A 24,427-nucleotide genomic window follows, 5' to 3' on the forward strand; every position below is an offset into this window, starting at 1 on the left:
TTGGGGGACAAGAGGGTAAACCTCCTGTCTGTGCATTGCAGTTTGGTAAAGAGATTAAACACTACCGCCGACCCCTTTAAACTTCTCCACAAATGCAGAAATTCTTTGAAAAACACTTTGCTTTTTAGTCAGATATTGAGGGTTAAGTGGACTCATTTTAGGCAAAATGGTATTTAACTCAGTGCCATTTTCACTGGCGTATTCTCTCTTAAGTGATGCCGTGATGTAACGCTTAGCTGCCTCAGCATTCAAGCTCTCGTCATCAATTAGCTCTTTTGCTTCACGCTGCTGTTCAGCTTGAGCAAAGGTGAAAAAGGCATCAATTACACTAGCCTTGTCGCCAATGTTATCCAGATCGGTTCCATTGATGAAATCAACCACCAAGCTTTCTTTGGCTCGATTGCCTAAGCTAGAGCGGATCACTCGACGTACATCCTCAATCAAGGATACTTTGTCTTTAACCTTTTTGTTCTGCTCGAAGATCAGTTCCAGTATGTAATCCAGATTGATTTCCTGGGATTTGAGCAGATCCACCTCAAACACCACATCATCCCAATCAATCGTAGACAGCTCTTTTTCGTTGCCCGCCCTTTCACGGCGTAACCAATCACGAATATCATTATAGGTAGAACGATAGTCCTGAATTTTTCGCTCAGAGGGGATTGTGATGGCTTGCAATGCCTTCAGATCTTCATCACTCAAATAGTGCTTGGCCTTAAAATCCTCTACCGCTTGCGAATCAGTGAGATCCACATGCTGCAAGGCTTTTAGGCTGGCAAACTCATCATAATTTTGCAGTACGTTCTCGACACGCAAGTACTCACCGAACAACTTAGCAAATGCTTTTTTGTCTGACTCTCTCTCAATCGCAGCAGGGTCTGGGAAACGCTGCTCTAGCTCGTTGACCACATCCACAAAACCACGTCTCGCTTCACCAGTCACTAAATCGGTAAAGCCCTCCATGTATTCCTTGTAACTTTTCTCCAGCACGACATTCTTGGTGTTTTTGTCACCAAAAAGTGTAATAGCTTCAACCGTCGCCAGCTCCAAGTCGCGGAAGGTAACAATGTTGCCAAAAGTTTTTGTGGCATCGTAAATACGGTTGGTACGCGAGTAAGCCTGCATCAAGCCGTGGTAGCGCAGATTCTTGTCAACAAACAAGGTGTTAAGCGTGGGCGCATCAAAACCCGTCAGAAACATACCCACCACAATCAATAGATCGATCTCTTGGACCTTAACCTGCTTAGCCAAATCTCGGTAATAGTTCTGAAAGCCATTACTGTCTACACTAAAGTTGGTTTTGAACAGTGCGTTGTAATCGGCAATGGCCGCGCTTACAAACTCTTTAGAACTGCTGTTCATGGCAGACACATCAAAACTCTCGTCCTGAATATCACCTATTGCATCTTGCTCTTCGTTAGCCGCAAACGAGAAGATAGTAGCCACCCTTAACGGCTTATCACTACCTGCCTGTAATTCCTTGAAGCACTCGTAGTACAGCTTGGCAGCCTCCACGCTACTGACGGCAAACATGGCATTAAAACCTTTATTGCCAGGATGCAGACGGTGTGTTTTTTGTCGAAAACTGTTCAGAATGTACTGTGTGATTTCACGAATACGATCAGGGTGTAGCAAAGCCTGTCTGTTTTCTGCCGCGCTCAGTTTTTTCTCATCCTGTTCTATCTCAATAGCTTTGAACTGTGGACGCACATCATTGTAATCCACCTTGAACTTCAGCACTTTTTCGTCACGAATGGCATCGGTGATCACGTACGAATGCAACTCACGGCCGAAAACACTAGCCGTGGTATCTGCGCCTAATGCGTTCTTTGGAAAGATCGGCGTTCCGGTAAAACCAAACTGATAGAACTTTTTAAACTTCTTTTTCAGATTCTTCTGTGCTTCACCAAACTGGCTGCGATGGCACTCATCGAAAATAAATACCACCTGCTTACCATAGATAGGCAGGTCACTTTCGCTTTTCATCAGATTATTGAGCTTCTGAATGGTCGTAACAACAATTTTGTTGTCGTCTTTTTCCAGATTGCGCTTCAAGCCTGCTGTGCTATCAGAGCCATTTACGCTATCAGGTGAAAAGCGCTGGTACTCCTTCATGGTCTGGTAATCCAGATCCTTACGATCCACAACAAAGAATACTTTATCGATGAAATCCAACTCAGTGGCTAGGCGTGCCGCTTTAAAGCTTGTCAGTGTTTTACCAGAACCTGTGGTGTGCCAAATGAAACCACCGCTTTCCGTGTTACTCCAGTTTTTGGCTTGGTAGGCGCTGTTGATTTTCCACAGAATGCGTTCTGTCGCCGCTATCTGGTAAGGGCGCATGATCAAAAGTGTATTGCTGGTATCAAAAACCGAGTAATGCAGCAGTACATTTAACAAGGTGCGTTTCTGGAAGAACGTCGCCGTAAAGTCCTTCAAGTCTTTGATCAGGCTGTTATCTGCCTTCGCCCAGTTCATGGTGAAGTCGAAACTGTTCTTGTTACGCTGGGTGGTGTTGGCAAAGTAACGGCTATCTGTGCCATTGGAGATCACAAACAACTGCAAGTATTTATACAGTGAGTTTTCACTGTTAAAGCTTTCTTTGCTGTAGCGATGTACCTGATTAAAGGCTTCACGAATCGCCACACCGCGTTTTTTTAGCTCTACCTGAACCAAAGGCAGACCGTTGACTAGTATCGTCACGTCATAGCGATTTGCATGCGTACCCGTTTGCTCGAACTGCTTGATGACCTGCATCTTGTTGCGAGCGATGTTCTTTTTATCTAACAGGTAAATGTTCTGTATACGGCCATCGTCAAACACAAAATCATGAATGTAATCGTCATGAATCTTGCGCGTTTTCTCAACAATGCCATCACTAGGCTTATCAAGGTAGGTTTCTACGAAACGTGACCATTCTCCCTCTAAGAACTGAACATGGTTCAGGGCTTGCAACTGCTCACGCACATTGGCCAACATAGCCTTGGGTGTGTTCAAGCCTGGCAGGTACTCGTAACCCTGGTTGCTCAAGTCCTGAATAAGTTCGTGTTCTAACTGGCTTTCGCTTTGGTAACTTTCTTTAAGCACCCACTCAGGCGTGTATTTCTCCAAAACGATAAAATTATTGGTTTCCGCAATGGTTTTGTAATCACTCATTTTTCTGGGCCTTGTTATGCAGAAGTTTTTTCACTTCACGATCAAAGTCTGATTCAATGCGCTGCCTCTTGTTGAATTTGTCATACTCAGCGAAAGCTTTCTGCTCGGCCTGCTGGCGTGAAACACTGCCAAAGTTCTCAAGAATCTGGTATTCATTAAAGGCTAAAAATTTGTTTACGCTTTCAGAAAAACTCGCCATCGTAAAACTGTTGCGCCGCTCGATCACACCTTCAATATAATCAAAAAAACTGGAAATCGTTCGTTCTAATTGTTTGATCTCTGTCTCATTCAGGTAGTTTTTTGCTATGGCAGCATCAGACTTCAACACTCGGCCATCCGGCGCATTTTTGTAGGTATTCATTCCCATCAGTGGCTGACTAGCATCGGCTTTTAGTGAAATAATTTCTGCTGCCGTATGGCCCGTAATGGCGTAGTGAAACTTATCCTGCACATGCGCAAAAAACAGGCGGGTGGTGTCTGACTTAGGGTCGTAATCAATACTGCATTCGGCAAAAATATCGGTAATTTGTTGGTAAATACGCCGCTCGCTGGCGCGTATAGAACGCACCCGCTCCAGTAACTCACGAAAATAATCCTTACCAAAGTATCGGCCATTTTTTAAGCGTTCATCATCCATGGCAAAGCCTTTGATGATGTACTCCCTAATTAGCTGCGTGGCCCAGATGCGGAACTGTGTGGCTTGGGTTGAGTTCACTCTATAGCCGACAGAGATCACTGCATCTAGGTTGTAATACTCTAGTTTCCGGCTCACCTCCCGGTTGCCTTCTTGTTGAACTGTTTCCAAAATGGAAATAGTTGCTTGGCGTTGTAACTCGTTGGATTCGTAAATATTTTCAAGGTGTTTGGAGATAGCTGGTACGCCAACGCCAAACAACTCGGCCATACGCTTCTGGGTTAACCAGAGCGTTTCATTGCTTAACAACACCTCCACCTTAACCGCCCCATTGGGTGCGGTATAAAGCAGGAACTCCGTTGTCTGGTCTTTCAAGCTTAACTCACCACTCATTAGCCACCTCCTGATGCTCTACTGCTACATCCTCTTTCTGCTTAGGAAAGCTGAACAGCAAGTCACGGTAGTACTCGTATTGTTTTTGGCGTAGCTCAATTTCGCGAGGTAGGCCTTCGGCGATGGAGTTGGTCAGGGTGTCGAATTTATCGAGTATGGCTGCGATACGAGTTTGCTCAAAAAGAGATGGAACGGGAATTTTTAAGCATTCTAATTTACCTACTGCTAACCCAGGTTGGGCCGACTTCGATGCATACTGATTTAGATTCATACGTCTCAGCATGTGAAATGCCCAATCAACGTTTATATCTTTATGAACTGACACAACAACAGCGTGCTCTGTAGCATAAAACTGTCCCTTGAAGCGTTGGACGTTTCCACAAAGAGCACCTTGTCTACCAATAAGCAAATACTCACCATCGTGACTGTTTTCTTTAACGTAACCACGAACACCGTTACCGCCAAAACATGGGTAGAAGTTATCATCACCAGCACAACGCATGATCTTGCTTGCAGAAATATGTTGCCCTGCTCGCATACTTAAAATCTCCCCCAACGTTTTCCACTCCACATCACTCTCTTCAAAACTCAACAACTGGTCACGATAGTAGTTGTATTGTTTTTTTCGCGCGGTAAGCTCAGCGGTAAGCTTAGCGGTAAGCTGGGTAAAGGTATCCAGTATGCGGACGATTTCAGCCTGAATTTCCAGAGACTTTTTGGGATTGTTTGGGCAGGGGATTGGAACAAGTATTTTTGACAAATCTCCACCTGAAACACGCCTAACCTTTGCTCCAGTGATATATTTTTGCTTTTGGCGTTGAAAATTTTCAGTCTGAAAAAAATAAGCAAGGTACTTCACTTTTTGCTTATGCCTAAATAGCATCATATCGCCAGAGATCGCTACCTCATCACCAAGCCAAGCCAACGGCTTTACCACATCTTCGTCATTCTCTGATGTCGTAGCAAGCAAAAGGTCATTTTTTCTGGCTTTCCGTAATTTGTTAGCCAAGGATTCATCAATAAATGTAAAAGCCTCATCTGCATACAATCCATATCGAGTATAGATTTGTCCATAATGTATTGCTGGAAAACCTGCTTTAACAAAATCTTTCTTTTGTAATCCGTTACCACGAATAAATTCGCCGACCTTGCCCAGCGGAGTCCACTCCACCTCAACCCCATCCAACAGCTTATCCAAAAATTCTACGCCGCTCATACTCCAGCCCCCTGCCCCTCAATCTCAGTCACGATGGCATCAATCTCTGCGCGTAGCTGGTCAATCTTAGCGACTGTGGTTTTCAACTCAGCATTAAGTTGGGTTATATCAATCAATTCACGGGTGTCTTCGGTTTCTACATAACTACTGACTGACAGGTTGTAATCGTTGGCTGCTACTTCCTCAAACGGTACCGACTTGGCAAAGTGATCCACATTAGCCTTGTTGTCGAACACCTGCATAATCTGGGCTATGTGCGCATCCAGCAGTACGTTGTTATTGGTTTCCTTCTTGAACAAGCTGCTGGCGTCAATGAACTGGATATCTGTGCTTACCTTATTTTTAGCTAACACCAGAATGTTCACTGCAATGGTCGTACCAAAGAACAGGTTAGGCGCCAATGAGATCACTGTTTCCACATTGTTGTTATCCACCAGATATTGGCGGATTTTTTGTTCCGCACCTCCTCGGTAAAAAATGCCTGGGAAGCACACAATAGCTGCTCGCCCCTTGCTGGATAGATAGCTAAGCGCATGCAACACAAAAGCAAAGTCAGCCTTAGATTTGGGTGCAAGCACACCTGCTGGCGCGAAGCGCTCATCATTGATTAGCGTAGGATCGTCGCTGCCTATCCATTTCACTGAATAAGGTGGGTTAGAAACTATGGCATCAAAGGGTTTGTCATCACCAAAGTGCGGTTCAATCAGAGTGTTACCTAACTGAATGTTGAACTTGTCGTAGTTGATGTTATGCAAGAACATATTCATCCGCGCCAAGTTGTAAGTGGTGTGGTTAATTTCTTGCCCAAAAAAACCATCTTCAATGATGTGCGCATCAAAATGCTTTTTAGCTTGCAGCAACAATGACCCAGAGCCACAAGCGGGATCATAAATTTTGTTGACACTAGTCTGACCGTGCATGGCTAGCTGCGCGATCAAGCGGGAGACATGCTGCGGAGTAAAAAACTCGCCACCAGATTTACCGGCGTTGGCAGCATAGTTGGAAATAAGGAATTCATAAGCATCGCCAAAGAGATCAATCTGACTCGCACCAAAGTCGCCAAAATCCAGCTCAGCTACACCTTTAAGTACCGCCGCTAAACGTGTGTTTTTATCCTTGACGGTATGACCCAAGCGGTTGCTGGTGGTATCAAAGTCAGCGAAAAGCCCTTTGATATCGCTCTCTGAAGGGTAACCGCTGGCAGAAAGCTCTATGGATTTAAAGATGTCCGCCAAGTCTGTATTTAGCCTTTCATTCGTATTGGCATCCTTAACAACGTTTTCAAACAGGTCGCAAGGGTAAATGAAATAGCCCTTCGTCTTGATGGCGTCATCGATAAACTCAGGCGTAAGGCACTCCTCACTCAACCCGGCGTAATTTACACTGTCGTCGCCATTCTCTGCGTAACTAACAAAATTCTCGCTGATAAACCGGTAGAACAAAGCACCAAGAACATATTGCTTGAAATCCCAGCCATCCACCGCTCCACGAACTTCATTGGCGATTTGCCAGATTCGTCGTTGCAGTTCGGCGCGTTGTTGGGTACTGGTCATAATGTGCTACCTGTCATAATTTGTTTGTTTACATGCATAGTAAATATTTTATGTATGCAGTTTATGGTGTAGAGGCGTGCTTTAGTCAAAAGCGTAGCAGGAGAGTTTTTCAGTAAATCACTGTTGCGCTATCCTGTTTTTAGCTCTTGATTGTCGTAGCTGCGGATGAAATAGGCAAGCAAGGGTGCAAAAGAGCTGACTCAATGGCTTGAGTCGGATAATGCGAAACGTAGGGGGTTACTGCAAGTACGTTAGCGGCAGTTGTGCAGGCTGCTATAGATCGAACGTTGAAGGGGGGGTTAGGTATTTTTTGATAGTGTCACTAAGCGCTGTATTTATCAAAATTGTTTACATAGTGCTTACATGAAACCAGAAAAGCAAAACGCCACCCGATTAGGGGTGGCGTAAGTGCTTGATAACTTTGGTGCCGGCTAAAGGAGTTGAACCCTCGACCTTCGCATTACAAGTGCGCTGCTCTACCAACTGAGCTAAGCCGGCGAAATAAGAATTATATGGGGGGTGTTCTTAAAACGCAAGCGTTTTTATAAACTTTCTTACGATTCCCCATTCGATGTGTTTTCAGCCAGGATGGTTGGGTCGTTGTCGTGCACTAAATGCAAGAAGTGGCGGTGACGTTCGTACTGATCCAGTATGTCGCCAATCACTTCGTCTTGGCTCCAACCCATCACGTCGTAATCCTGACCACCTTCGCTTAGGAAGACTTCAGCACGGTAGTACACCTCGTCGTCTCGCTTGGCATCAGCAGGACGCAATGTTGGGCGTATAACGCTCATGGGGCGCACTTTGTAGCGGAAGTCTTGGTAAGCGCCATGGTGCTCTACATCCAGTGCCAAGGCGCGTTCTGGTTGGTCTTCCGAGGGTTCCACAACAGTCATCTTGGCATCAAAACCCGCCTTACGCAGTTCGGCTGCTACGGCTTGCATGGCAGGCTCTACGGTGTTGTCTAAGAAACGGCATACTTGCTCGCGCTTAGGCATCACAATCAGATTACGTAACCGTTTTTGCCAAGGTTGTCCCGGTGCGATGGGCTGGCTTCTGGCCACGGTCTGGTAACGGATGTGGCGCTTGGTAGCATCTAACTGCAAGGCTTTGAATAGCCCCCAGATGGCAATCAGCAAGATGATAGAGAACGGTAGCGCGCTGGCAATGGTGGCCGTTTGTAGCGCTTGTAGGCCATCGGCCAATAGCAAGGCAATTGCCACCACACCTGCCAAGGCCGACCAGAAAATGCGTTGCCATACAGGGGATGGCTCGCCATCTTTAGAGGCCAGCAAATCTACCACTAGCGCGCCCGAGTCAGCCGAGGTCACAAAGAACACCACCACCATACAAATGGCTAAGCCCGAGGTAATAGAAGCAAAAGGCAATTGCTCTAAGAATACGAACAGAGCTTGTGAGGTGTTTTCTTGCACAAACAGGCCAAAGGACTCCATCCCATCGTACAAGATGGCATGGATAGCAGTGTCACCAAACACGGTCATCCACAGCAGGGTGAAACCGGCTGGTACGAGCAGCACACCGCGTACAAACTCGCGGATGGTACGGCCACGCGAAATACGGGCAATAAATAGACCTACAAATGGGGACCATGCTAACCACCAACCCCAGTAGAACAGGGTCCAACCACCAATCCAATCGTTAGGTTCGTAGGCGTAGAGGTTAAAGGTTTTGCTGACGATGTCAGATAAGTAAGCGCCTGTATTCTGCATAAAGGTTTGCATGATAAATACAGTGGGGCCCAAGATCAGCACGAACAACAGCAGTAATACCGCAAAGGCTAAGTTCAGCTCAGACAGAATCTTAATGCCGCGATCCAAGCCACTGGCCACCGACAAGGTGGCCAAGCCGCAGGCAATCACAATCAAGATGATTTGATTGAGCGTAGTGACTTCCATGCCAAACAGGTATTCCAGGCCGCTGTTGATCTGCGCGACGCCAAAACCTAAGGATGTTGCCACGCCAAATACGGTACCGATAATGGCAAAGATATCCACCGCATGGCCGATGGGGCCATAGATTTTGTCGCCGATGAGCGGGTATAAGGCCGAGCGCAGTTTCAGGGGTAAGCCGTGGCGGTAGCTGAAAAACGCTAATACCAGTGCCACGATGGCGTAAATCGCCCAAGCGTGTAAGCCCCAGTGGAAAAAGGTGATGCTCATGGACTCACGTGCGGCCTCAATGGTGCCGCCCTCACCCGTAGGTGGGCTCATGAAGTGCATGACGGGTTCGGCTACGCCGAAGAACATCAACCCAATACCCATACCAGTGGAAAACAACATGGCGAACCACGTGATGTTTTTATAGTCGGGCTGAGAGTGATCGGGGCCTAGCTTGATATCGCCGTACCGGCTAACTGCCAAGAAAATGACAGCAAGCAAAATGATGGCAACAGTAAGAATGTAGAACCAGCTAACGTGGGTAATGATCCAGTTTTGCGTGGTGCTAAAGAGGTTTTGTGCTGTCTCTGGCGCAAGAATTGCAAACGCCACGAGTGCCAAAATTAGAAAAGCTGCAGGAAAAAAGACGGGAGGGTGTAGGCTAGTTGGGGTTTTATTGGACCTCATAGACCTTCATATCGTTTATTTTGGAGGCTATCAGTTTACCAGAAACCATTCTTATGCGAATGATTAGCATATGTAATGATTGTCAGGAAGTTTTAACATGTACTGCGATTTTTTTTGGATTCAAGTGCTTTGTTATTTCTTAAGGTAATAAGCGCATGAGTACATTATCGTTCGTATTTATATGGAGACTCTGCATAATGCACTGCATGGATAAACGGTTTTTGCCGTTGCAGTCACTCAAATATATTGCGGGGTTTATGATGAATGTGAAGAAAATTGTTGGGGCTCTTGCCTTGGTTGCTACCGCTGCCAGCTCTGCTGCTGTAGCCCAAACAAGTTTGTTAAACGCATCGTTTGATGTGGCGCGCGAAACTTTTGCGGCAGTTAACCCAAAGTTTGTTGAATATTGGAAGCAGAAGACCGGCGAAGACATCAAAATTGACCAGTCGTTTGCTGGTACTTCTCGTCAGGCACAAGACATCATCCAAGGTAAAAAAGTTGATGTGGTGACCTTTAACCAAGTGACTGATATCGATATCTTGGCTGATCGCAACATTGTGGCTGCTGATTGGGCCGAGCGCTTGCCAAATAACAGTTCGCCCTACTACAGCACCATTGCTTTCTTGGTGCGTAAGGGCAACCCAAAAAATATTAAAGACTGGGATGACTTGGCGCGTGAAGATGTAGGTCTGGTGTTCCCTAACCCTAAAACATCCGGTAACGCCCGTTATACCTATCTGGGCGCATGGTTGTACGCACACGACCAATTTGATGGCGATGAAGCAAAGATTCGCGAGTTCGTAGGCAAAGTGCTGGGTAACGTAGAGAACTTCCCTACAGGCGGTCGTGGCGCGACAGTGGCTTTTGCACAGAACGATCAAGGCGATGTATTGCTGACCTTTGAGTCTGAAGAACTGAACATCGTGAACGGTGAAGAGTTCAAGGACCAAGAGTTTGAAATTATTGTGCCCCCTACCAGCGTGTTGGCCGAGTTCCCGGTAGCGGTTGTGGATAAAGTGGTAGACGAACGTAACACACGCAATGTAGCGACCGAGTACCTAGAGTTCCAGTACACGCCTGAAATTCAACGCTTGCTGGCTGGTTTTAACTACCGCGTTACCAATGAAGAAGTGGCCAAAGAAAATGCAGGTAAGTTTGCCGACGTAAAACTGGTCAACCCAACCGATGTATTGGGTTCTTGGAAAGATATTCAAGCCAAGCACTTTTCTACTGACGGCGTATTGGATCAGATTCAGGCACAGTAAAAGTAGTTAGCTATGACAACATTGTCTAACACGGCATCGGGGGATAAGTCGGTAACGGCTTCCCCCGTTCGTCAGTGGTTTTTCTTACGCAAACCCATATTGCCGGGTTTTGGGCTGAGCTTTGGACTCAGCCTGTTCTATTTGTCCATCGTGGTGTTGCTACCGCTGTCGGCCTTGCTGATTTACGTCAGTGACATGACATGGGCTCAGTACTGGCGTGCTATCTCGCACCCTAGGGTGGTACAGAGTTATAAGGTCACGATCAGTGCAGCGTTTTACTCCACCATTGCAGCAACACTCATAGGTTTTCTGATTGCGTGGGTGACGACTCGGTATAACTTCTGGGGCCGCCGCATGATGGATGCGTTGGTGGATATCCCCTTTGCATTACCTACCTCGGTAGCGGGGCTAACCTTGGCAACCCTGTTTGTGCCGGGTGGTTGGTTAGGGCAGTATTTTGCGGCCATGGGCATCAAGATTTCCTACGCCTACCCTGGTATTTTGGTGGCGATGACCTTCACCAGCTTGCCGTTTGTAGTGCGTATTGTGCAGCCCGTCATTGAAGAGTTAGGGTCAGAGTACGAAGAGGTGGCGCAAACTTTAGGTGCACGCCGCTGGCAGATTTTCCTTAAAGTGATTTTGCCGCCACTGATCCCCGCGATCGTGACTGGTGCCTCGCAAGCATTCATCCGTAGCTTGGGCGAGTTTGGTGCGGTCATTATGATTGCTGGTAATGCACCCTTTAAAACAGAAGTCACCTCATTGATGATTTTTGTGCGTTTACAAGAGTTCAACTACCCTGCCGCAGCGGCAATTGCCTCGGTAGTGTTGATGGCTTCCTTGTTGTTATTGTTTGTCCTGCAAGTGGTACAGGGACGTTTATTGGGCTGGCAACGGCAACGATCATGAGAAAAAAACCGCAGAGTTTTGGGCAGTGGCTGCAAGTAGGTGCAGGCTTGGCCGTAGTGGTGGTGATGCTCATCATCCCTTTGGCGCTAATTTTCAGTCAGGTTATCGCAGGTGGTTGGACGCTGCTGGCAGAAAACCTAAGCGAAGACTTCATGCAACATGCCATTGGGCTGACTATTTTCGTGGCACTGCTCAGTGTGCCGCTAAACATGGTGTTCGGTATTTTGCTGGCGTGGTGTATGACGCATTACCAGTTCAGGGGCAAACGCCTGCTGAGCTTGTTTGTGGATATTCCCTACGCGGTATCGCCTGTGGTGGCAGGTTTGTGTTATTTGGTGGTGTATGGCGCAGAAACCATGATGGGCCGCTGGCTGGGCGCACATAACGTGCAACTGATGTTTGCGTGGCCCGGTATTGTGATGGTGACTATTTTTGTGACCGTGCCTTATGTGGCTCGTATTCTGATTCCGGTGATGCAAACCTTGGGTAGCGAACAAGAAGAGGCGGCGCTAAGTCTAGGTGCATCAGGTTGGCAGATTTTCTGGCAAGTGACCATGCCCAATATACGTTGGGGCTTGGTATACGGCGTAGTGTTGACCAATGCGCGGGCGATTGGTGAGTTTGGTGCCGTGTCGGTGGTGTCGGGTACGGTGATGAACCAAACCTTAACGTTATCGTTGTTGGTGGAACAGTTAAATAACGACTACAAAACGGCGGCAGCCTTTACGGCAGCAGGCTTGTTAGCATGTATGGCTATTTTGACTGTGGGTTTGAAAAGCCTACTGGAGTGGCGTTTGCAGCAGAACAAAACAGCGCCTCAGAACTAAAGTTATATACAGGCAGTTTGAGCCGCTTGCGACTCGCTGCCTTATCCACAGAACAAAAAAAGCCTACCTGATCATATCAGGTAGGCTTTTTTACAGCATCTCACACAGCAATAAGCTGCGCTTTATTTGACGATTTTCAAGTGCGAGGCTTTGTCGGCCTTGCTCTGTGCGCCAGTGCCAGCAGCAGGAGCTTGCGATGTAGCGGAAGATGCTGAATCCGATGCGCTGGTTGTCCCCGGATACGCTGGGGACTCAGAGACTTCAAACCCCATGCCGGCACCCGTTTCGCGCGCATAAATAGCGCTTACTGCGGCGACAGGCACAAATAGGTCTTCGGCAACACCACCAAAACGTGCTTGAAACTCGATGTAGTCGTTGCCAATCACGAGTTGATTGGTGGCGAGTAAGTCTAGGTTCAGCGTGATTTGGCCATCTTGTACGTAGCCTGCAGGAACAACGGTGTTGTCATCCACAGTGACTACTATGTACGGTGTGTAGCCGTTATCGGTGCACCATTCGTGCAAAGCACGAAGCATGTAGGGTTTGGTAGAAGTCTCTTGCATGGTGTGATTAGCGACGCATGACTTTTTCGGACGGTGTCAAAGCCTCGATAAAGGCTGGACGGGAGAACACGCGCTCGGCGTATTTTTGTACCGGAGCAGCGCTCTTAGGCAATTCAATACCGTAGTGGTCCAAGCGCCATAGCAACGGAGCAATAGCCACGTCCAACATGGAGAACTCTTCGCCCAACATGTATTTGTTTTTGGTCAGGATAGGAGCCAACTGTGCCAAGTGATCGCGGATTTGCGCACGGGCTTTGTCTTGGGCTTTGGGGTCGGCTGCTTGTCTACGGTCTTCCAAAATGGAAACGTAGGTAAACAGTTCACGCTCAAAGTTGTACAAGAACAGGCGTGTGCGGGCGCGCATGGTTGGGTCTGCAGGCATCAACTGTGGATGCGGGAAACGCTCATCAATGTATTCGTTGATGATGTTGGATTCGTACAGAACCAGATCGCGCTCAACCAGAATAGGTACTTGGCCATATGGATTCATGACGGCGATGTCTTCGGGCTTGTTATACAAGTCAATATCGCGAATCTCGAAATCCATGCCTTTCTCAAACAACACAAAACGGCAGCGTTGTGAGAAGGGGCATGTAGTTCCAGAGTAGAGTACCATCATAGTGAGGATTCCAGTCGTAGAAATAAAAACAAGAGCCAGCATAGGCTCTGATAATAATACCGGCGTCTTAGCAACATTACCATGCTGCCACGTTGGCAGCATGGTCACAAGACATTATTTGATGTCGCGCCAGTAGGCTTTGTTCAGACGCCAGGCAACAAAGAAGAAGATCAGCAAAAAGCCTATCACAGCATACCCAATTTTCTTACGGGTATTTTGTACAGGTTCTGCCATCCATTGCATAAAGTTGCTCAGGTCAGCGACATCACTGGCGAATTCGGCGGCTTGCGACGCATTCACAGGTGTGTACTTAACAGATTCACTGGCGCCACCTTTATAGTCAGCGGCTAGTGTTTCTTGTTTGCTGCTAGAGAAACCGTACTGGTCAAAATTAGTCACAGTGCGTACCCAAGATGGCTTGCCATCTGCACCCACCGCTTCAGCGACAGTTGTGCGTTCTACTTGGGTATGGCCCTGACGTTGCCACAACGCATGGGGCATACCTACACTTGGGAACACCAAGTTATCCCAACCGGTAGGACGGTTAACGTCACGGTAGAAAGTGCGTAAGTAGGTGTAGATGTAATCGGTACCGCTTGGACCCAAGTTAGTAGACAGGGCACGTGCAGTAACCGACAGATCTGGAGGGGTAGCACCAAACCATTGTTTGCCGTCAGCAGGTGTCATGGCGATGGTCATCAGATCACCAACCTTCTCGCCTGTGAACAGCAGGTTTTTGCGGATTTCTTCGTCTGTCAGGCCAATTTCCGTGAGCTTGTTGTAGCGCATGGAGTTGGCACTGTGACAGTTTAAACAGTAGTTAACGAACAGCTTGGCACCGTTTTGCAGTGCAGGCATGTCGGTAATACGATTAGGGGCGCTTTCCAAAGGGTAGCCTGCTTCGGCGGCAACCGCCACCGAGCAAGACAGGGACAACGCCAAGATTCCAAATAGTTTCTTAATCATGGTCTATCCGTGTTGAGTCCTAGTGAGCGCGAAAGGTCACGCGATCCGGTACCTGCTTGAATGTGCCCAGTCGGCTCCATATTGGCATCAAGAAGAAGAATGCCAGATAGATGATGGTGCCAATTTGGCTCAGCAGGTTGAACAGGTCGTTTGGTGGTTGTGTACCTAGGTAACCCAGTATGACGAAGTTGATGAAGAAAATCGCATACAGGACTTTGTGCCAAGTAGGACGGTAACGAATGGATTTCACCGGTGATGCATCCAGCCAAGGCAGGAAGAACAGAATCACTACAGCGCCACCCATGGAGACCACGCCCCAGAATTTCGCGTCGAACACTTTCAGTGCTACAGCCACGCCCAACAGAATTACCGGGGCAACCAAGCGCATGACGCCTGGCTGACGGCTCTTGAAGAACAAGACTACAGCAGCCAACACAGCAGAACCGGCCAGAATCCATGTGAAGTCGGCAGTGGTTGCACGCAGCATGGAGTAGAACGGTGTGAAGTACCAAACCGGAGCAATGTGCGGAGGTGTCTTCATGGGGTCAGCTGGAATGAAGTTGTTGTATTCCAAGAAGTACCCGCCCATTTCTGGTGCGAAGAACAAAATAGCCGCAAAGATAATCAGGAACCCAGCTACACCCACGATATCGTGTACGGAGTAGTACGGGTGGAAAGGAATACCATCCAGAGGGATGCCTTTTTCATCTTTAGGACCGTCTTTGATTTCTACGCCGTCTGGGTTGTTAGAACCCACTTCGTGCAACGCAATAATGTGTGCCACTACCAGACCAATAATGGCCAGAGGAATAGCAATCACGTGCAGTGCAAAGAAACGGTTCAGGGTGGCATCAGACACCACGTAGTCACCACGAATCCAGATGGCCAGTTCAGGGCCAATAAATGGAATAGCCGCAAACAAGTTCACGATCACCTGTGCGCCCCAGTAGGACATTTGGCCCCATGGCAACAGGTAACCCAAGAAGGCTTCCGCCATCAAACAGAGGAACAGCGCTACACCGAAGATCCACACCAGTTCGCGAGGTTTACGGTATGAACCGTAGATCAGGCCACGCAACATGTGCAGATACACCACCACGAAGAACATGGAGGCACCGGTTGAGTGCATGTAGCGGATAATCCAGCCGCCCGGCACTTCGCGCATGATGTATTCCACCGAGGCAAAGGCCAACGCAGCATCAGGCTTGTAGTTCATGACCAAGAAAATACCTGTCACGATTTGAATAACCAGCACTAGCAGTGCTAGCGAGCCAAAGAAGTACCAGAAGTTGAAGTTCTTTGGCGCATAGTACTCCGACATATGCTCTTTATAGAGTGATGACAGCGGGAAGCGTCTATCAATCCATCCTAAGAGACCTGTCGTTTCGACGGTTTTGTCACCAGCCATGAAACGGCTCCTTTAATCTTTGAAAATTTGTATGTCTTATGCCTTATTGTTTTCGTCCACACCAATCATGATGCGGGTGCCGTCGGCAGAAAACTCATAAGGAGGAATTTCCAGGTTATCGGGTGCAGGTTTATTCATGTAAACGCGCCCGGCAAGATCAAAGGTAGAACCGTGACAGGGGCACAGAAAACCGCCATCCCAGTCGCTGGGTAAGCCAGGCTGGGCACCGGAATTCAGACGAGGTGTTGGGGAGCATCCAAGATGGGTACAGATACCGATACAGACAAAAATCTCGGGGCGGCGTGAGCGGTACTCGTTTTTAGCGTAAGCAGGAGTGAAACCAGGACGGTTGGAGTCTGGATCAGCCAACTGGTTGTCGTGCTTGCTAAGCTCGGCGAGTTGTTCTGGAGTGCGGTACATAATCCAGATTGGATTACCGCGCCACTCTACAGTACGCATTTCGCCAGGAGCGAGTGTGGAGATATCTACTTCGACAGGAGCACCTGCAGCGCGTGCTTTGGCTGACGGGGCGAATGACCCGACAAATGGAACGGCGGCGCCAACCCCGGCGACACCTCCAACCGCACAGGCAGTAGTGACCCAGAAACGGCGCGAAGGATCGGCAGGCTTCTGCTCGTCGACCCCGTTCTCATCGGGCTGTGTCGTAATCTGACTCATTCTAGTATCCTTATTCCTACCCCCCTCGGGGCTTACCACAAAATTTACGGACTTTGGGTCTGGGTTAAGTTATATCAACCCGGTATTATAGCCATTACCCGTCACAAGTGACTTGATCAGAGAGGTTTATATGAGCAAAACCAGTGGATTTATCAAAGAATTTAGGGAGTTCGCGGTAAAAGGCAACATGATCGACCTCGCCGTCGGTGTAATTATCGGCGGCGCGTTTGGCAAAATTATTGATTCACTGGTGAAAGACCTCTTCATGCCCATCATCAGCTTCGTGCTGGGCGGCGAAGTCGACTTCTCTAATCAATTCATTGTACTACGTTCACCTGAAGGTTATACAGGGCCACAAACGCTGGAAGCCTTGAACGAAGCAGGGGCTGTATTGCTGTCCTGGGGTAGCTTCCTCACGGTTTTCATCAATTTCATCCTGCTGGCATTCGTGGTGTTCTTGATGGTGAAGATGGTCAACCGTATGCGCAATACGCTGATGGCCGAAGAGAAAGTCGAGGAAGCAGCAGCTCCTCCAGCGCCTACACCAGAAGATATCGTGTTGCTGCGTGAGATTCGTGACTCTTTGAAGACACGTGATTCTGCTCAGTAAATCATTTATCTGACTGTAACATCGCGAAAAAAGCCCCGATTTCGGGGCTTTTTCTATGTGCGTCGTTTTGTCCTGTTCTCACAACAGTTAGATGGGATTATCCATGTCTAGGAAGTCCACACGTATGCCAAAACGGCTAGCAATGGCCTCTCCTAGTGCTTTAACCCCATAACGTTCTGTTGCGTGGTGGCCTGCCGCAATGAAAGCACTACCGGTTTCGTGGGCGAGGTGGAAGTTGGGCTCAGAAGCCTCACCCGTGATGTACACATCGGCGCCGGCATCCAGTGCCGCTTGCATATAACCTTGCGCGCCGCCGGTGCACCAAGCCACTTTTTGTACGCGTTGTTGTGGTGATCCTACAATAAGTGGCTGCCGTTGCAACTGCTTGTAAAATAGAGCCCCCAAGCTTTCTAGGGTATGTGGCTCTATGGTTTTGCCTAACCAGATCAAACCGCCGGGGCCGCAAGTCAGGGGTTCGCCCTCTTCGTCCACATCGGCTTGTAGCCCTAAAACCTGAGCCAGTTGAGCGTTATTGCCCAAGGTGGGGTGTGCGTCCAGAGGTAGGTGGTAGGCAAATAAGTTCAGGTCGTGCTGCAAGGTGGTGAGCAGGCGCTGTTTTTTGATGCCGCGTATGCGTGCATCTTCGTTTTTCCAGAACCAGCCGTGGTGTACCAAGACGGTATCGGCACCTCGTTCGATGGCGGCGTCTAACAAGGCTTGAGATGCCGTTACACCCGTCACGATATGGCGGATGGTGTCACGCCCTTCTACTTGTATGCCATTGGGGCAGTAATCCGAAAAACGGTGGGGTTGTAAGGTGGCAGTTAGCCATTGCTCCAGTTCGGTTCGGGTGATGTGTGACATGGTGCTTCCATCAATAAACTAGGGTTAAACGTAGGCAGGTTAGGTTTGGGCAACCAGGGGTGGTTGTGGTCGCTCGGCCAGTTTGCAGCACAGTAACGCCAGCGCAGCGCAAGCAGCAATCGCTACCGGCAATACGGCAGGGCTTTGACCAAAGAAACTGAGTAGGTAGCCCGCCAATGCGGAGATCAAGTATTGCAATGTACCCATCAGGGCCGAGGCAACCCCTGCTTGTTTGCCGCTGTGGTGCATGGTTAATGCAGTGAGGTTCCCAAAGATTAGGCCCAGTGAACCTACGGCGATAGCGATCAGCGTAGCATAGCTCCATAAGCTTGCCAGCCCACTTTGCACGATAAGGTATAACAGCAGCCCGCTGAGCAGGTGCAACGTCAGCCCTATGTAGGTCACGCGGGTTTCAGCAACGCCGCGTTTTAATAATGACGTACTGATTTGCCCGCCAATGACCAAGCTTACGGCATTGCCGGCAAACAAGTAGCTAAAGAGAGTGGGGGTAAGGCTGAAATGCTGCGTGAAGATAAAAGCCGAGTGGCTGATATAGAGAAACAGCGATGACAGTACAAAACTACCCGCTAAGGTGTAAGCCATAAAGATAGGCAGACGTAGCTGTCGTCCGTACGAGCGCAAAATGCTGCCTAAAGCTAAGCTGCTACGGTGTTTGGGGTTTAGGGTTTCGGGGATAGTGACTATGCCCCAGATCAACCCTAGGACACCAATGGCAGACAGCGCCCAGAATATCAGCCGCCAACTGCCCTGCTCTAGCAAAAAGCCACCAAGGATGGGGGCCAGAATGGGAGCGATCATCATGATCTGCATGAGCAGGGAAAAAATAGGGGCAGACTCCGCTAAAGTGCAGCGGTCCGACACAATAGCACGTGGTGTGACCAGCCCTGCTGCAGCGCCTAAGGCTTGCAAGAAGCGGGCGGCGAGTAGCCATTCAATGCTAGGTGCTAAGGCAGCAACCACTGAACCAGCGACAAAAACGACTACTCCTACCAACATAGGCAAGCGACGGCCGTATCTATCGAGTAAGGGGCCATATACGGCTTGCCCTACGGCCAAGCCTATTAAAAAAATAGACAGAGTTTGTTGTACGCGACCTGCCGAGACATCAAAGCCTAGTGCAATGGCGGGCATGCTGGGTAAGTACATGTCTATGGCCATGGCATCCATGGCGGTAAACAGAGCCAGCAGCAAAATCAGGGATAAAGAAAGGCCGCCTGAGGCGGTATGGTGATGGGAGGTCATGAATTACAACGTGTGCAGAGTGTGTTGCAAGGAAGCAGAGAGCAGCATTTCCAGTGCTGTGAGTCTAGCTTGGAAGTCGTTGCCATCGGTGTAGATGAGTTTTACGTGCAGGCTATCTACGATGCCTAGATACGCCACACTAAATTGGGTGATGGCGGCAGGATGAGCCGTTAAGGCAGGCTGTGCGTGTAGTAAGGCGTCACTAAAGCGGTCTTGCAGCAGTTGCAAGTAGTCTTCGTAGCCCTCGTCTAACGTGACTTTCAGTGAGGCGGGTTGTAGGTAGGCCGCCAGTAGCACAAAACGTAGGGTGGGCGCATGGGCGTAGCGTTCTTGCAGGCTGCGGCAGTACTGCAAACCTAATGGCGTGGCATTGGAGTGCTCAAAGCACTGTTGCACATGTTCAAGTTCAACAGCTAAGGCGCGATTAAACGCAGCCAAGTACAGCTCGTCTTTGCTTTTGAAATGCGCATACAAGGATGCCTTGCGTATGCCTGCCGCTGTAGCGATCTCATTTAAGGAGGCACTGCCGTAGTGATGTTCTGCAAAATGCAGAATGGCTGCTTGGCATATACGTTCAGCAGCGGGGGAAAGCACAGCAGACATGGTTGGTATGTTTGAGGCGTAAAGAAAGCGTATTCTAACACCCCTACCTACCGATAGGTAGGTTGAGTGGGATGTGGGTGGTGCATAAAACAAACAAGCCGCATAAAGCGGCTTGTGGTGTGTTTAGCTTTCTAACTCGCGGGAGTCTGAGTCTGACTCGGCTTCACGTTTTTTCATGAAGCTGGCAAAGATAATGCCCAGTTCATACAGTAAGCACAGTGGTGCGGCTAGCAGGAATTGGCTGACCACATCGGGTGGTGTTACGACTGCTGCAATAATGAAAGCACCCACGATCACATAGCCACGTATTTCACGTAGTTTAGCCACGCTGGTCATGCCAGTTTTAACCAGCAAAATCACCGCAATAGGTACCTCGAAGGTAATACCAAACGCCAAGAACATGGTCATGACGAAGTTGAGGTAGGCTTCTATATCCGGGGCTGGGGTAATGGAGTCAGGCGCAAAGGTGGCAATAAAATGGAAAACCGTTTTAAAGACCACAAAATAGCAAAAGGCCATACCCGCAATAAACAGCACGGTGCTAGAGAAAATGAGTGGCAAGGCCAGACGTTTCTCGTGTTTGTATAGCCCTGGCGCTACGAAGGCCCATCCTTGATACAGCACAATGGGTAAGGCCACCATAAAGGACGCCAGAAGTGTGACCTTAACAGGCACCATAAAAGGTGTGATCACACCGGTTGCAATCATGCGGGTGCCTTGCGGCAACGAGGCCAGCATAGGCTGGGCCAACACGTCATAAATGACGGATGGTCCGGGGTACATAAACAGCACAAAAAATACCACCAGTACACTGAGTACGGCGCGCATTAAGCGGCTGCGTAATTCGACTAGGTGCGAAATAAAGGTGTCACCAGATTGCTCTTGGGTCATTCTTTGGCCTTATTAGCGTTGTCTGGTGTATTGGCCGCTACAGGTTCTGCGGCAGCCGTAGTTTCAGGTAGTGCGGCTTTTTTCTCGGGCTCTGCTGCAATGGGGGCCGTAGGAATATCTAGGGGCTTATTGAGGTCAGAGAGAGCTTGCTGTGCATCAGCCAGTGGGTCTTTGATGCTATTTACGCCTTCATTCACCGAGCTGCGTACCGAGTCGGCGGCGTCTTTCATCTGGTTTTTCAGTTTGTTGATTTCTTCCAGATCCATTTCACGTTGTATGTCCGTTTTTACATCGTTCATATAACGTTGGGCACGCCCCATCAAGTGCCCTACCGTGCGCGCTACTTTAGGTAGACGCTCGGGACCGAGCACAATCAGGGCAACAACAGCAATCAGCAGCAGTTCACTGAAACTAATGTCAAACATAAGCGTGGCAAAACCTTAAAAGGTGGAACCCTTAGGTATCCTGTTTTTCCTTGGCTTGCACATCAATGGTGGTGGTATCTTGCACTTTTTGAGTCACAGCTTCAGGCTGTTCGTCGGTTTGTGCATCTTTCATACCTTTTTTGAAGCCTTTGATAGCGCCGCCTAGGTCTTCACCTACGTTGCGTAATTTTTTGGTACCAAAAACCAGAGCAATAATGACTAGTACAACCAGCCAGTGCCAGATACTAAAACTTCCCATGTTGTTCTCCGCAAGTTAGGCAACGGCGGTAGCCGTGGATTTCCAGGGGCGTGGGCCCCCAATAATATGTACGTGCAGGTGGCCAACTTCTTGACCACCATCGTTTCCACTATTGATAACGACTCTAAAGCCGCCCTCTGCTCCTGGACGGCAACCGTTTTCGCTAGCGATTTGCGGTACCAGTGCCATCATTTTGCCTAGCCATGTGGCATCAGCAGAGTCCACGTCTTGCAAGGACACTACATGGTGTCGCGGTACCAGCAAGATATGCACAGGGGCAACCGGGTTGATGTCTTTGAAAGCAACAAATTCGTCGTTCTCGAAAACCTTGGCGGAAGGAATTGAACCTTCAATGATTTTACAGAACAGGCAGTTTTCGCTCATAACGTATAGACAAGTGAAAAATTGGGGGTCAGACCTAAGTTTACAGCACTTGCTGAAACAGGTGCTTAGTCTTTGCTGCGCTGGGCTTTTTCTTCTAAACCAGACAGCCCTTGGCGGCGAGCCAGTTCGGCAAGCACAGTTTCGGGGCGGATCTGGTAGTGGGTCAGCGCAACCAAACAGTGAAACCAGAGGTCTGCAGTTTCTGACACGATACGATCAGGCGTATTGTCTTTAGCAGCCATCACCAGCTCGCAGGCTTCTTCGCCAATTTTTTTGAGAAATGCGTCAGGCGCATTCGCCAGCAAACGAGCACTGTATGAGGTTTGTGGGTCACCGCCGTTGGCAGGTAGACGTGTTTCCAGCAGATCAGCCAGTTGGCTTAAGACGTTACGGTAATCGGTGGTCATTTGTAAATAGAGGAAGGGTCTTTCAATACTGGGTCTACAGATTTCCAGTAAGGTTGGCCTTGTTCATCGGACTCCAGGCGCTGGTAGAAACAGCTTTCCCGGCCTGTGTGACAGGCGATGCCGCCCAGTTGTTCCACGCGCAGCAAAATCACATCACCATCACAGTCTAGCCGAATTTCTTTTAAGTTTTGTGTATGTCCAGATTCTTCACCTTTGCGCCACAGGCGCTGGCGGGAACGGGACCAATACACAGCACGATTCGTTGCTACCGTTTCTGCGAGGGCTTCGCTGTTCATCCACGCCACCATCAAAATGGCACCAGTGTGGGCGTCTTGGGCGATGGCAGGGATTAGCCCCTGCTCATCGAAGTGCACCTGAGCTAGCCAATCTGGGGTCATGTTATGCCCTAACCTGTATGCCGCGTTCTGCCAAATAGGCTTTGGCTTGGGGGATAGTGTAGGTGCCGTAGTGGAAAATACTGGCGGCCAAGACGGCGCTTGCGCCACCTTGTAATACGCCTTCTGCCAAATGTTCTAACGACCCTACGCCACCAGAGGCAATTACCGGAATGGATACAGCGTCAGACACCGCGCGGGTAAGCTCAAGGTCAAAGCCAGATTTGGTGCCGTCTTTGTCCATGCTGGTGAGCAACAACTCCCCTGCTCCTAAATCTGCCATGCGTTTGGCCCATTCTATAACGTCTAGACCAGTGCCTTTTTTGCCGCCGTGGGTGTGTACTTCCCAACGAGCAGGCTCACCGTCAGCAGACACGCGACGCGCATCTATCGCAACGGTGATGCACTGTGAGCCGTAGTGTTCAGCGGCAGCACGCACTAAGTCAGGGTTGGCTACAGCAGCGCTGTTAATAGACACCTTGTCGGCACCTGCATTTAGCAAACGTTGAATGTCGCCTACTTCACGTACACCACCACCCACAGTTAAGGGGATGAAAACTTGGCTGGCTACCGCTTCAATAATAGGTAGGATCAGGTCACGGTTTTCTGTGGTTGCAGTGATGTCCAGTAAAGTGATTTCGTCGGCACCTTGTTCGTTGTAGCGACGGGCAATTTCAACGGGATCGCCTGCATCCACTAAGTCCACAAAATTCACGCCTTTCACTACACGACCAGCGTTTACATCAAGGCAAGGGATAATGCGGCAACTGTGGGTGTTGGTTTGACTCATGCTTCGTACTCGTCCGCGAAATTTTGGGCTTCAGTAAAGTTCAGAGTGCCTTCATACAGGCTACGGCCCAGAATTACACCTTCAATGCCTTCGTGTTCTACTTCGCACAATGCCTCGATGTCTTTGAGGTTGGCGACACCACCAGAGGCGATGATGGGAATGCTCACGTGGCGCGATAGTGCAACAGTGGCTTCAATATTGACACCGCTTAGCATGCCATCACGTCCGATATCGGTGTAAATGATGGAGTCGCAGCCGTAGTCTTCGAATTTTTTCGCAATGTCTAGCACATCGTGGCGGCTAAGTTTGCTCCAACCGTCGGTGGCAATTTTGCCGTCGCGTGCGTCCAAACCTACGATGATTTGGCCAGGGAACGCGCTGCATGCATCACGCAGGAAACCGGGGTTTTTTACAGCAGCTGTGCCGATGATGACGTAGCTTAGACCTTGGTCCAGATACGCTTCAATGGTGTTCAGGTCACGAATGCCACCGCCAATTTGTACGGGGATTTCTTCGTCAATGGCGGCCAAAATGGATTTGATCGCGGCCTGGTTTACCGGTTTGCCGGATACAGCGCCGTTCAAATCCACCAGATGCAGGCGGCGTGCGCCTTGATCTAGCCACTGTGCTGCCATGGCACCGGGATCATCGGAAAATACAGTAGCGTCATCCAGGTCGCCCTGGCGTAGGCGTACACAACGCCCGTCTTGTAGGTCGATGGCGGGGATTAAAAGCATGATCTCTAGCGTTAATGTCTAAGTAGTAAA

25 protein-coding genes and 1 tRNA gene are annotated in these 24,427 nt (G+C 49.0%); 4 read left to right on the forward strand and 22 right to left on the reverse strand.

Annotated elements, in window-relative coordinates:
- Positions 1-54 precede the first annotated feature (54 nt).
- The 6 genes from GY634_RS00730 to GY634_RS00755 all read right to left on the reverse strand — a co-directional run bounded on the left by GY634_RS00730 (position 55) and on the right by GY634_RS00755 (position 9,534).
- Positions 55-3,153 carry an HsdR family type I site-specific deoxyribonuclease gene (locus tag GY634_RS00730; RefSeq protein WP_166406668.1) on the reverse strand — a complete coding sequence of 1,033 codons (3,099 nt, stop codon included), beginning with the start codon at positions 3,151-3,153 and terminating at the stop codon, positions 55-57.
- Positions 3,146-4,180 (reverse strand): virulence RhuM family protein, encoded by a 1,035-nt coding sequence (locus GY634_RS00735; protein ID WP_166406669.1) that lies wholly within the window; start codon positions 4,178-4,180, stop codon positions 3,146-3,148. The genes GY634_RS00730 and GY634_RS00735 overlap by 8 nt, the downstream gene beginning before the upstream one ends.
- On the reverse strand, positions 4,170-5,396 hold the full coding sequence (locus tag GY634_RS00740; protein ID WP_166406670.1) for a restriction endonuclease subunit S: 1,227 nt from the start codon (positions 5,394-5,396) through the stop codon (positions 4,170-4,172). The genes GY634_RS00735 and GY634_RS00740 overlap by 11 nt, the downstream gene beginning before the upstream one ends.
- The gene (locus GY634_RS00745) at positions 5,393-6,949 is read right to left on the reverse strand and encodes a type I restriction-modification system subunit M (RefSeq protein ID WP_166406671.1); all 1,557 of its coding nucleotides are present in this window, start codon (positions 6,947-6,949) and stop codon (positions 5,393-5,395) included. Before GY634_RS00745 ends, GY634_RS00740 begins: the two co-directional genes overlap by 4 nt.
- Before the next feature lie 422 nt (positions 6,950-7,371).
- Positions 7,372-7,447 (reverse strand) — tRNA-Thr (locus tag GY634_RS00750).
- A 56-nt stretch (positions 7,448-7,503) separates the two neighbouring features.
- Positions 7,504-9,534: a BCCT family transporter gene (locus GY634_RS00755; protein ID WP_166406672.1), complete on the reverse strand. Its 2,031-nt coding sequence runs from the start codon at positions 9,532-9,534 to the stop codon at positions 7,504-7,506.
- A 260-nt stretch (positions 9,535-9,794) separates the two neighbouring features.
- Between GY634_RS00755 and cysP the strand changes: the two genes are divergently transcribed.
- From cysP to cysW, 3 genes are read left to right on the forward strand one after another with little or no spacing between them, the layout of a single operon-like run.
- Complete coding sequence (gene cysP / locus GY634_RS00760; protein ID WP_166407117.1) at positions 9,795-10,799, forward strand: thiosulfate ABC transporter substrate-binding protein CysP; 1,005 nt, start codon at positions 9,795-9,797, stop codon at positions 10,797-10,799.
- Between the two features lie 12 nt (positions 10,800-10,811).
- Entirely contained in the window at positions 10,812-11,708 is an 897-nt protein-coding gene (gene cysT / locus GY634_RS00765) for a sulfate ABC transporter permease subunit CysT (protein WP_166406673.1), read from the forward strand.
- A complete protein-coding gene (cysW, locus tag GY634_RS00770) occupies positions 11,705-12,535 on the forward strand; it encodes a sulfate ABC transporter permease subunit CysW (RefSeq protein WP_166406674.1) in 831 nt (276 codons plus the stop codon). The genes cysT and cysW overlap by 4 nt, the downstream gene beginning before the upstream one ends.
- A gap of 122 nt (positions 12,536-12,657) precedes the next feature.
- Here cysW and GY634_RS00775 read toward each other — a convergent pair whose 3' ends face one another.
- From GY634_RS00775 to petA, 5 genes are all read right to left on the reverse strand, one after another.
- Positions 12,658-13,098: a ClpXP protease specificity-enhancing factor gene (locus GY634_RS00775; protein WP_166406675.1), complete on the reverse strand. Its 441-nt coding sequence runs from the start codon at positions 13,096-13,098 to the stop codon at positions 12,658-12,660.
- A 7-nt stretch (positions 13,099-13,105) separates the two neighbouring features.
- Positions 13,106-13,717, reverse strand: a complete 612-nt coding sequence (locus GY634_RS00780) for a glutathione S-transferase N-terminal domain-containing protein (RefSeq protein WP_166406676.1) — start codon at positions 13,715-13,717, stop codon at positions 13,106-13,108.
- Between the two features lie 114 nt (positions 13,718-13,831).
- On the reverse strand, positions 13,832-14,683 hold the full coding sequence (locus GY634_RS00785) for a cytochrome c1 (protein ID WP_166406677.1): 852 nt from the start codon (positions 14,681-14,683) through the stop codon (positions 13,832-13,834).
- Positions 14,684-14,702: 19 nt separating this feature from the next.
- Positions 14,703-16,091 carry a cytochrome b gene (locus GY634_RS00790; RefSeq protein WP_166406678.1) on the reverse strand — a complete coding sequence of 463 codons (1,389 nt, stop codon included), beginning with the start codon at positions 16,089-16,091 and terminating at the stop codon, positions 14,703-14,705.
- 36 nt (positions 16,092-16,127) lie between these two features.
- On the reverse strand, positions 16,128-16,769 hold the full coding sequence (gene petA / locus GY634_RS00795) for a ubiquinol-cytochrome c reductase iron-sulfur subunit (protein ID WP_166406679.1): 642 nt from the start codon (positions 16,767-16,769) through the stop codon (positions 16,128-16,130).
- A 130-nt stretch (positions 16,770-16,899) separates the two neighbouring features.
- On the opposite strand from petA, the gene mscL reads away from it, so the two are divergent.
- Positions 16,900-17,379, forward strand: a complete 480-nt coding sequence (mscL, locus tag GY634_RS00800; protein ID WP_166406680.1) for a large conductance mechanosensitive channel protein MscL — start codon at positions 16,900-16,902, stop codon at positions 17,377-17,379.
- 87 nt (positions 17,380-17,466) lie between these two features.
- Here the strand turns inward: mscL and GY634_RS00805 are convergent, their stop codons facing one another.
- The 11 genes from GY634_RS00805 to hisA form a co-directional block, all read right to left on the reverse strand.
- Complete coding sequence (locus tag GY634_RS00805) at positions 17,467-18,243, reverse strand: Nif3-like dinuclear metal center hexameric protein (RefSeq protein ID WP_166406681.1); 777 nt, start codon at positions 18,241-18,243, stop codon at positions 17,467-17,469.
- Between the two features lie 39 nt (positions 18,244-18,282).
- On the reverse strand, positions 18,283-19,506 hold the full coding sequence (locus GY634_RS00810; RefSeq protein WP_166406682.1) for a multidrug effflux MFS transporter: 1,224 nt from the start codon (positions 19,504-19,506) through the stop codon (positions 18,283-18,285).
- Between the two features lie 3 nt (positions 19,507-19,509).
- Positions 19,510-20,109 (reverse strand): TetR/AcrR family transcriptional regulator, encoded by a 600-nt coding sequence (locus GY634_RS00815; RefSeq protein WP_166406683.1) that lies wholly within the window; start codon positions 20,107-20,109, stop codon positions 19,510-19,512.
- 123 nt (positions 20,110-20,232) lie between these two features.
- Positions 20,233-21,000 carry a twin-arginine translocase subunit TatC gene (tatC, locus tag GY634_RS00820; protein WP_166406684.1) on the reverse strand — a complete coding sequence of 256 codons (768 nt, stop codon included), beginning with the start codon at positions 20,998-21,000 and terminating at the stop codon, positions 20,233-20,235.
- Positions 20,997-21,425, reverse strand: a complete 429-nt coding sequence (tatB, locus tag GY634_RS00825) for a Sec-independent protein translocase protein TatB (RefSeq protein WP_166406685.1) — start codon at positions 21,423-21,425, stop codon at positions 20,997-20,999. Before tatB ends, tatC begins: the two co-directional genes overlap by 4 nt.
- A 31-nt stretch (positions 21,426-21,456) precedes the next feature.
- Positions 21,457-21,684 carry a Sec-independent protein translocase subunit TatA gene (gene tatA / locus GY634_RS00830; protein WP_166406686.1) on the reverse strand — a complete coding sequence of 76 codons (228 nt, stop codon included), beginning with the start codon at positions 21,682-21,684 and terminating at the stop codon, positions 21,457-21,459.
- A 15-nt stretch (positions 21,685-21,699) separates the two neighbouring features.
- Positions 21,700-22,068 carry a histidine triad nucleotide-binding protein gene (locus tag GY634_RS00835; protein WP_166406687.1) on the reverse strand — a complete coding sequence of 123 codons (369 nt, stop codon included), beginning with the start codon at positions 22,066-22,068 and terminating at the stop codon, positions 21,700-21,702.
- A 65-nt stretch (positions 22,069-22,133) separates the two neighbouring features.
- Complete coding sequence (locus tag GY634_RS00840; RefSeq protein WP_166406688.1) at positions 22,134-22,475, reverse strand: phosphoribosyl-ATP diphosphatase; 342 nt, start codon at positions 22,473-22,475, stop codon at positions 22,134-22,136.
- Entirely contained in the window at positions 22,472-22,873 is a 402-nt protein-coding gene (gene hisI, locus GY634_RS00845) for a phosphoribosyl-AMP cyclohydrolase (protein ID WP_166406689.1), read from the reverse strand. Before hisI ends, GY634_RS00840 begins: the two co-directional genes overlap by 4 nt.
- 1 nt (position 22,874) lies before the next feature.
- Entirely contained in the window at positions 22,875-23,660 is a 786-nt protein-coding gene (gene hisF / locus GY634_RS00850; protein WP_166406690.1) for an imidazole glycerol phosphate synthase subunit HisF, read from the reverse strand.
- Positions 23,657-24,397 (reverse strand): 1-(5-phosphoribosyl)-5-[(5-phosphoribosylamino)methylideneamino]imidazole-4-carboxamide isomerase, encoded by a 741-nt coding sequence (hisA, locus tag GY634_RS00855; RefSeq protein ID WP_166406691.1) that lies wholly within the window; start codon positions 24,395-24,397, stop codon positions 23,657-23,659. The genes hisF and hisA overlap by 4 nt, the downstream gene beginning before the upstream one ends.
- Positions 24,398-24,427 lie beyond the last annotated feature (30 nt).

It is taken from the genome of Paenalcaligenes suwonensis, from assembly GCF_011290505.1.
In the GTDB taxonomy this organism is placed as follows: domain Bacteria; phylum Pseudomonadota; class Gammaproteobacteria; order Burkholderiales; family Burkholderiaceae_B; genus Paenalcaligenes; species Paenalcaligenes suwonensis.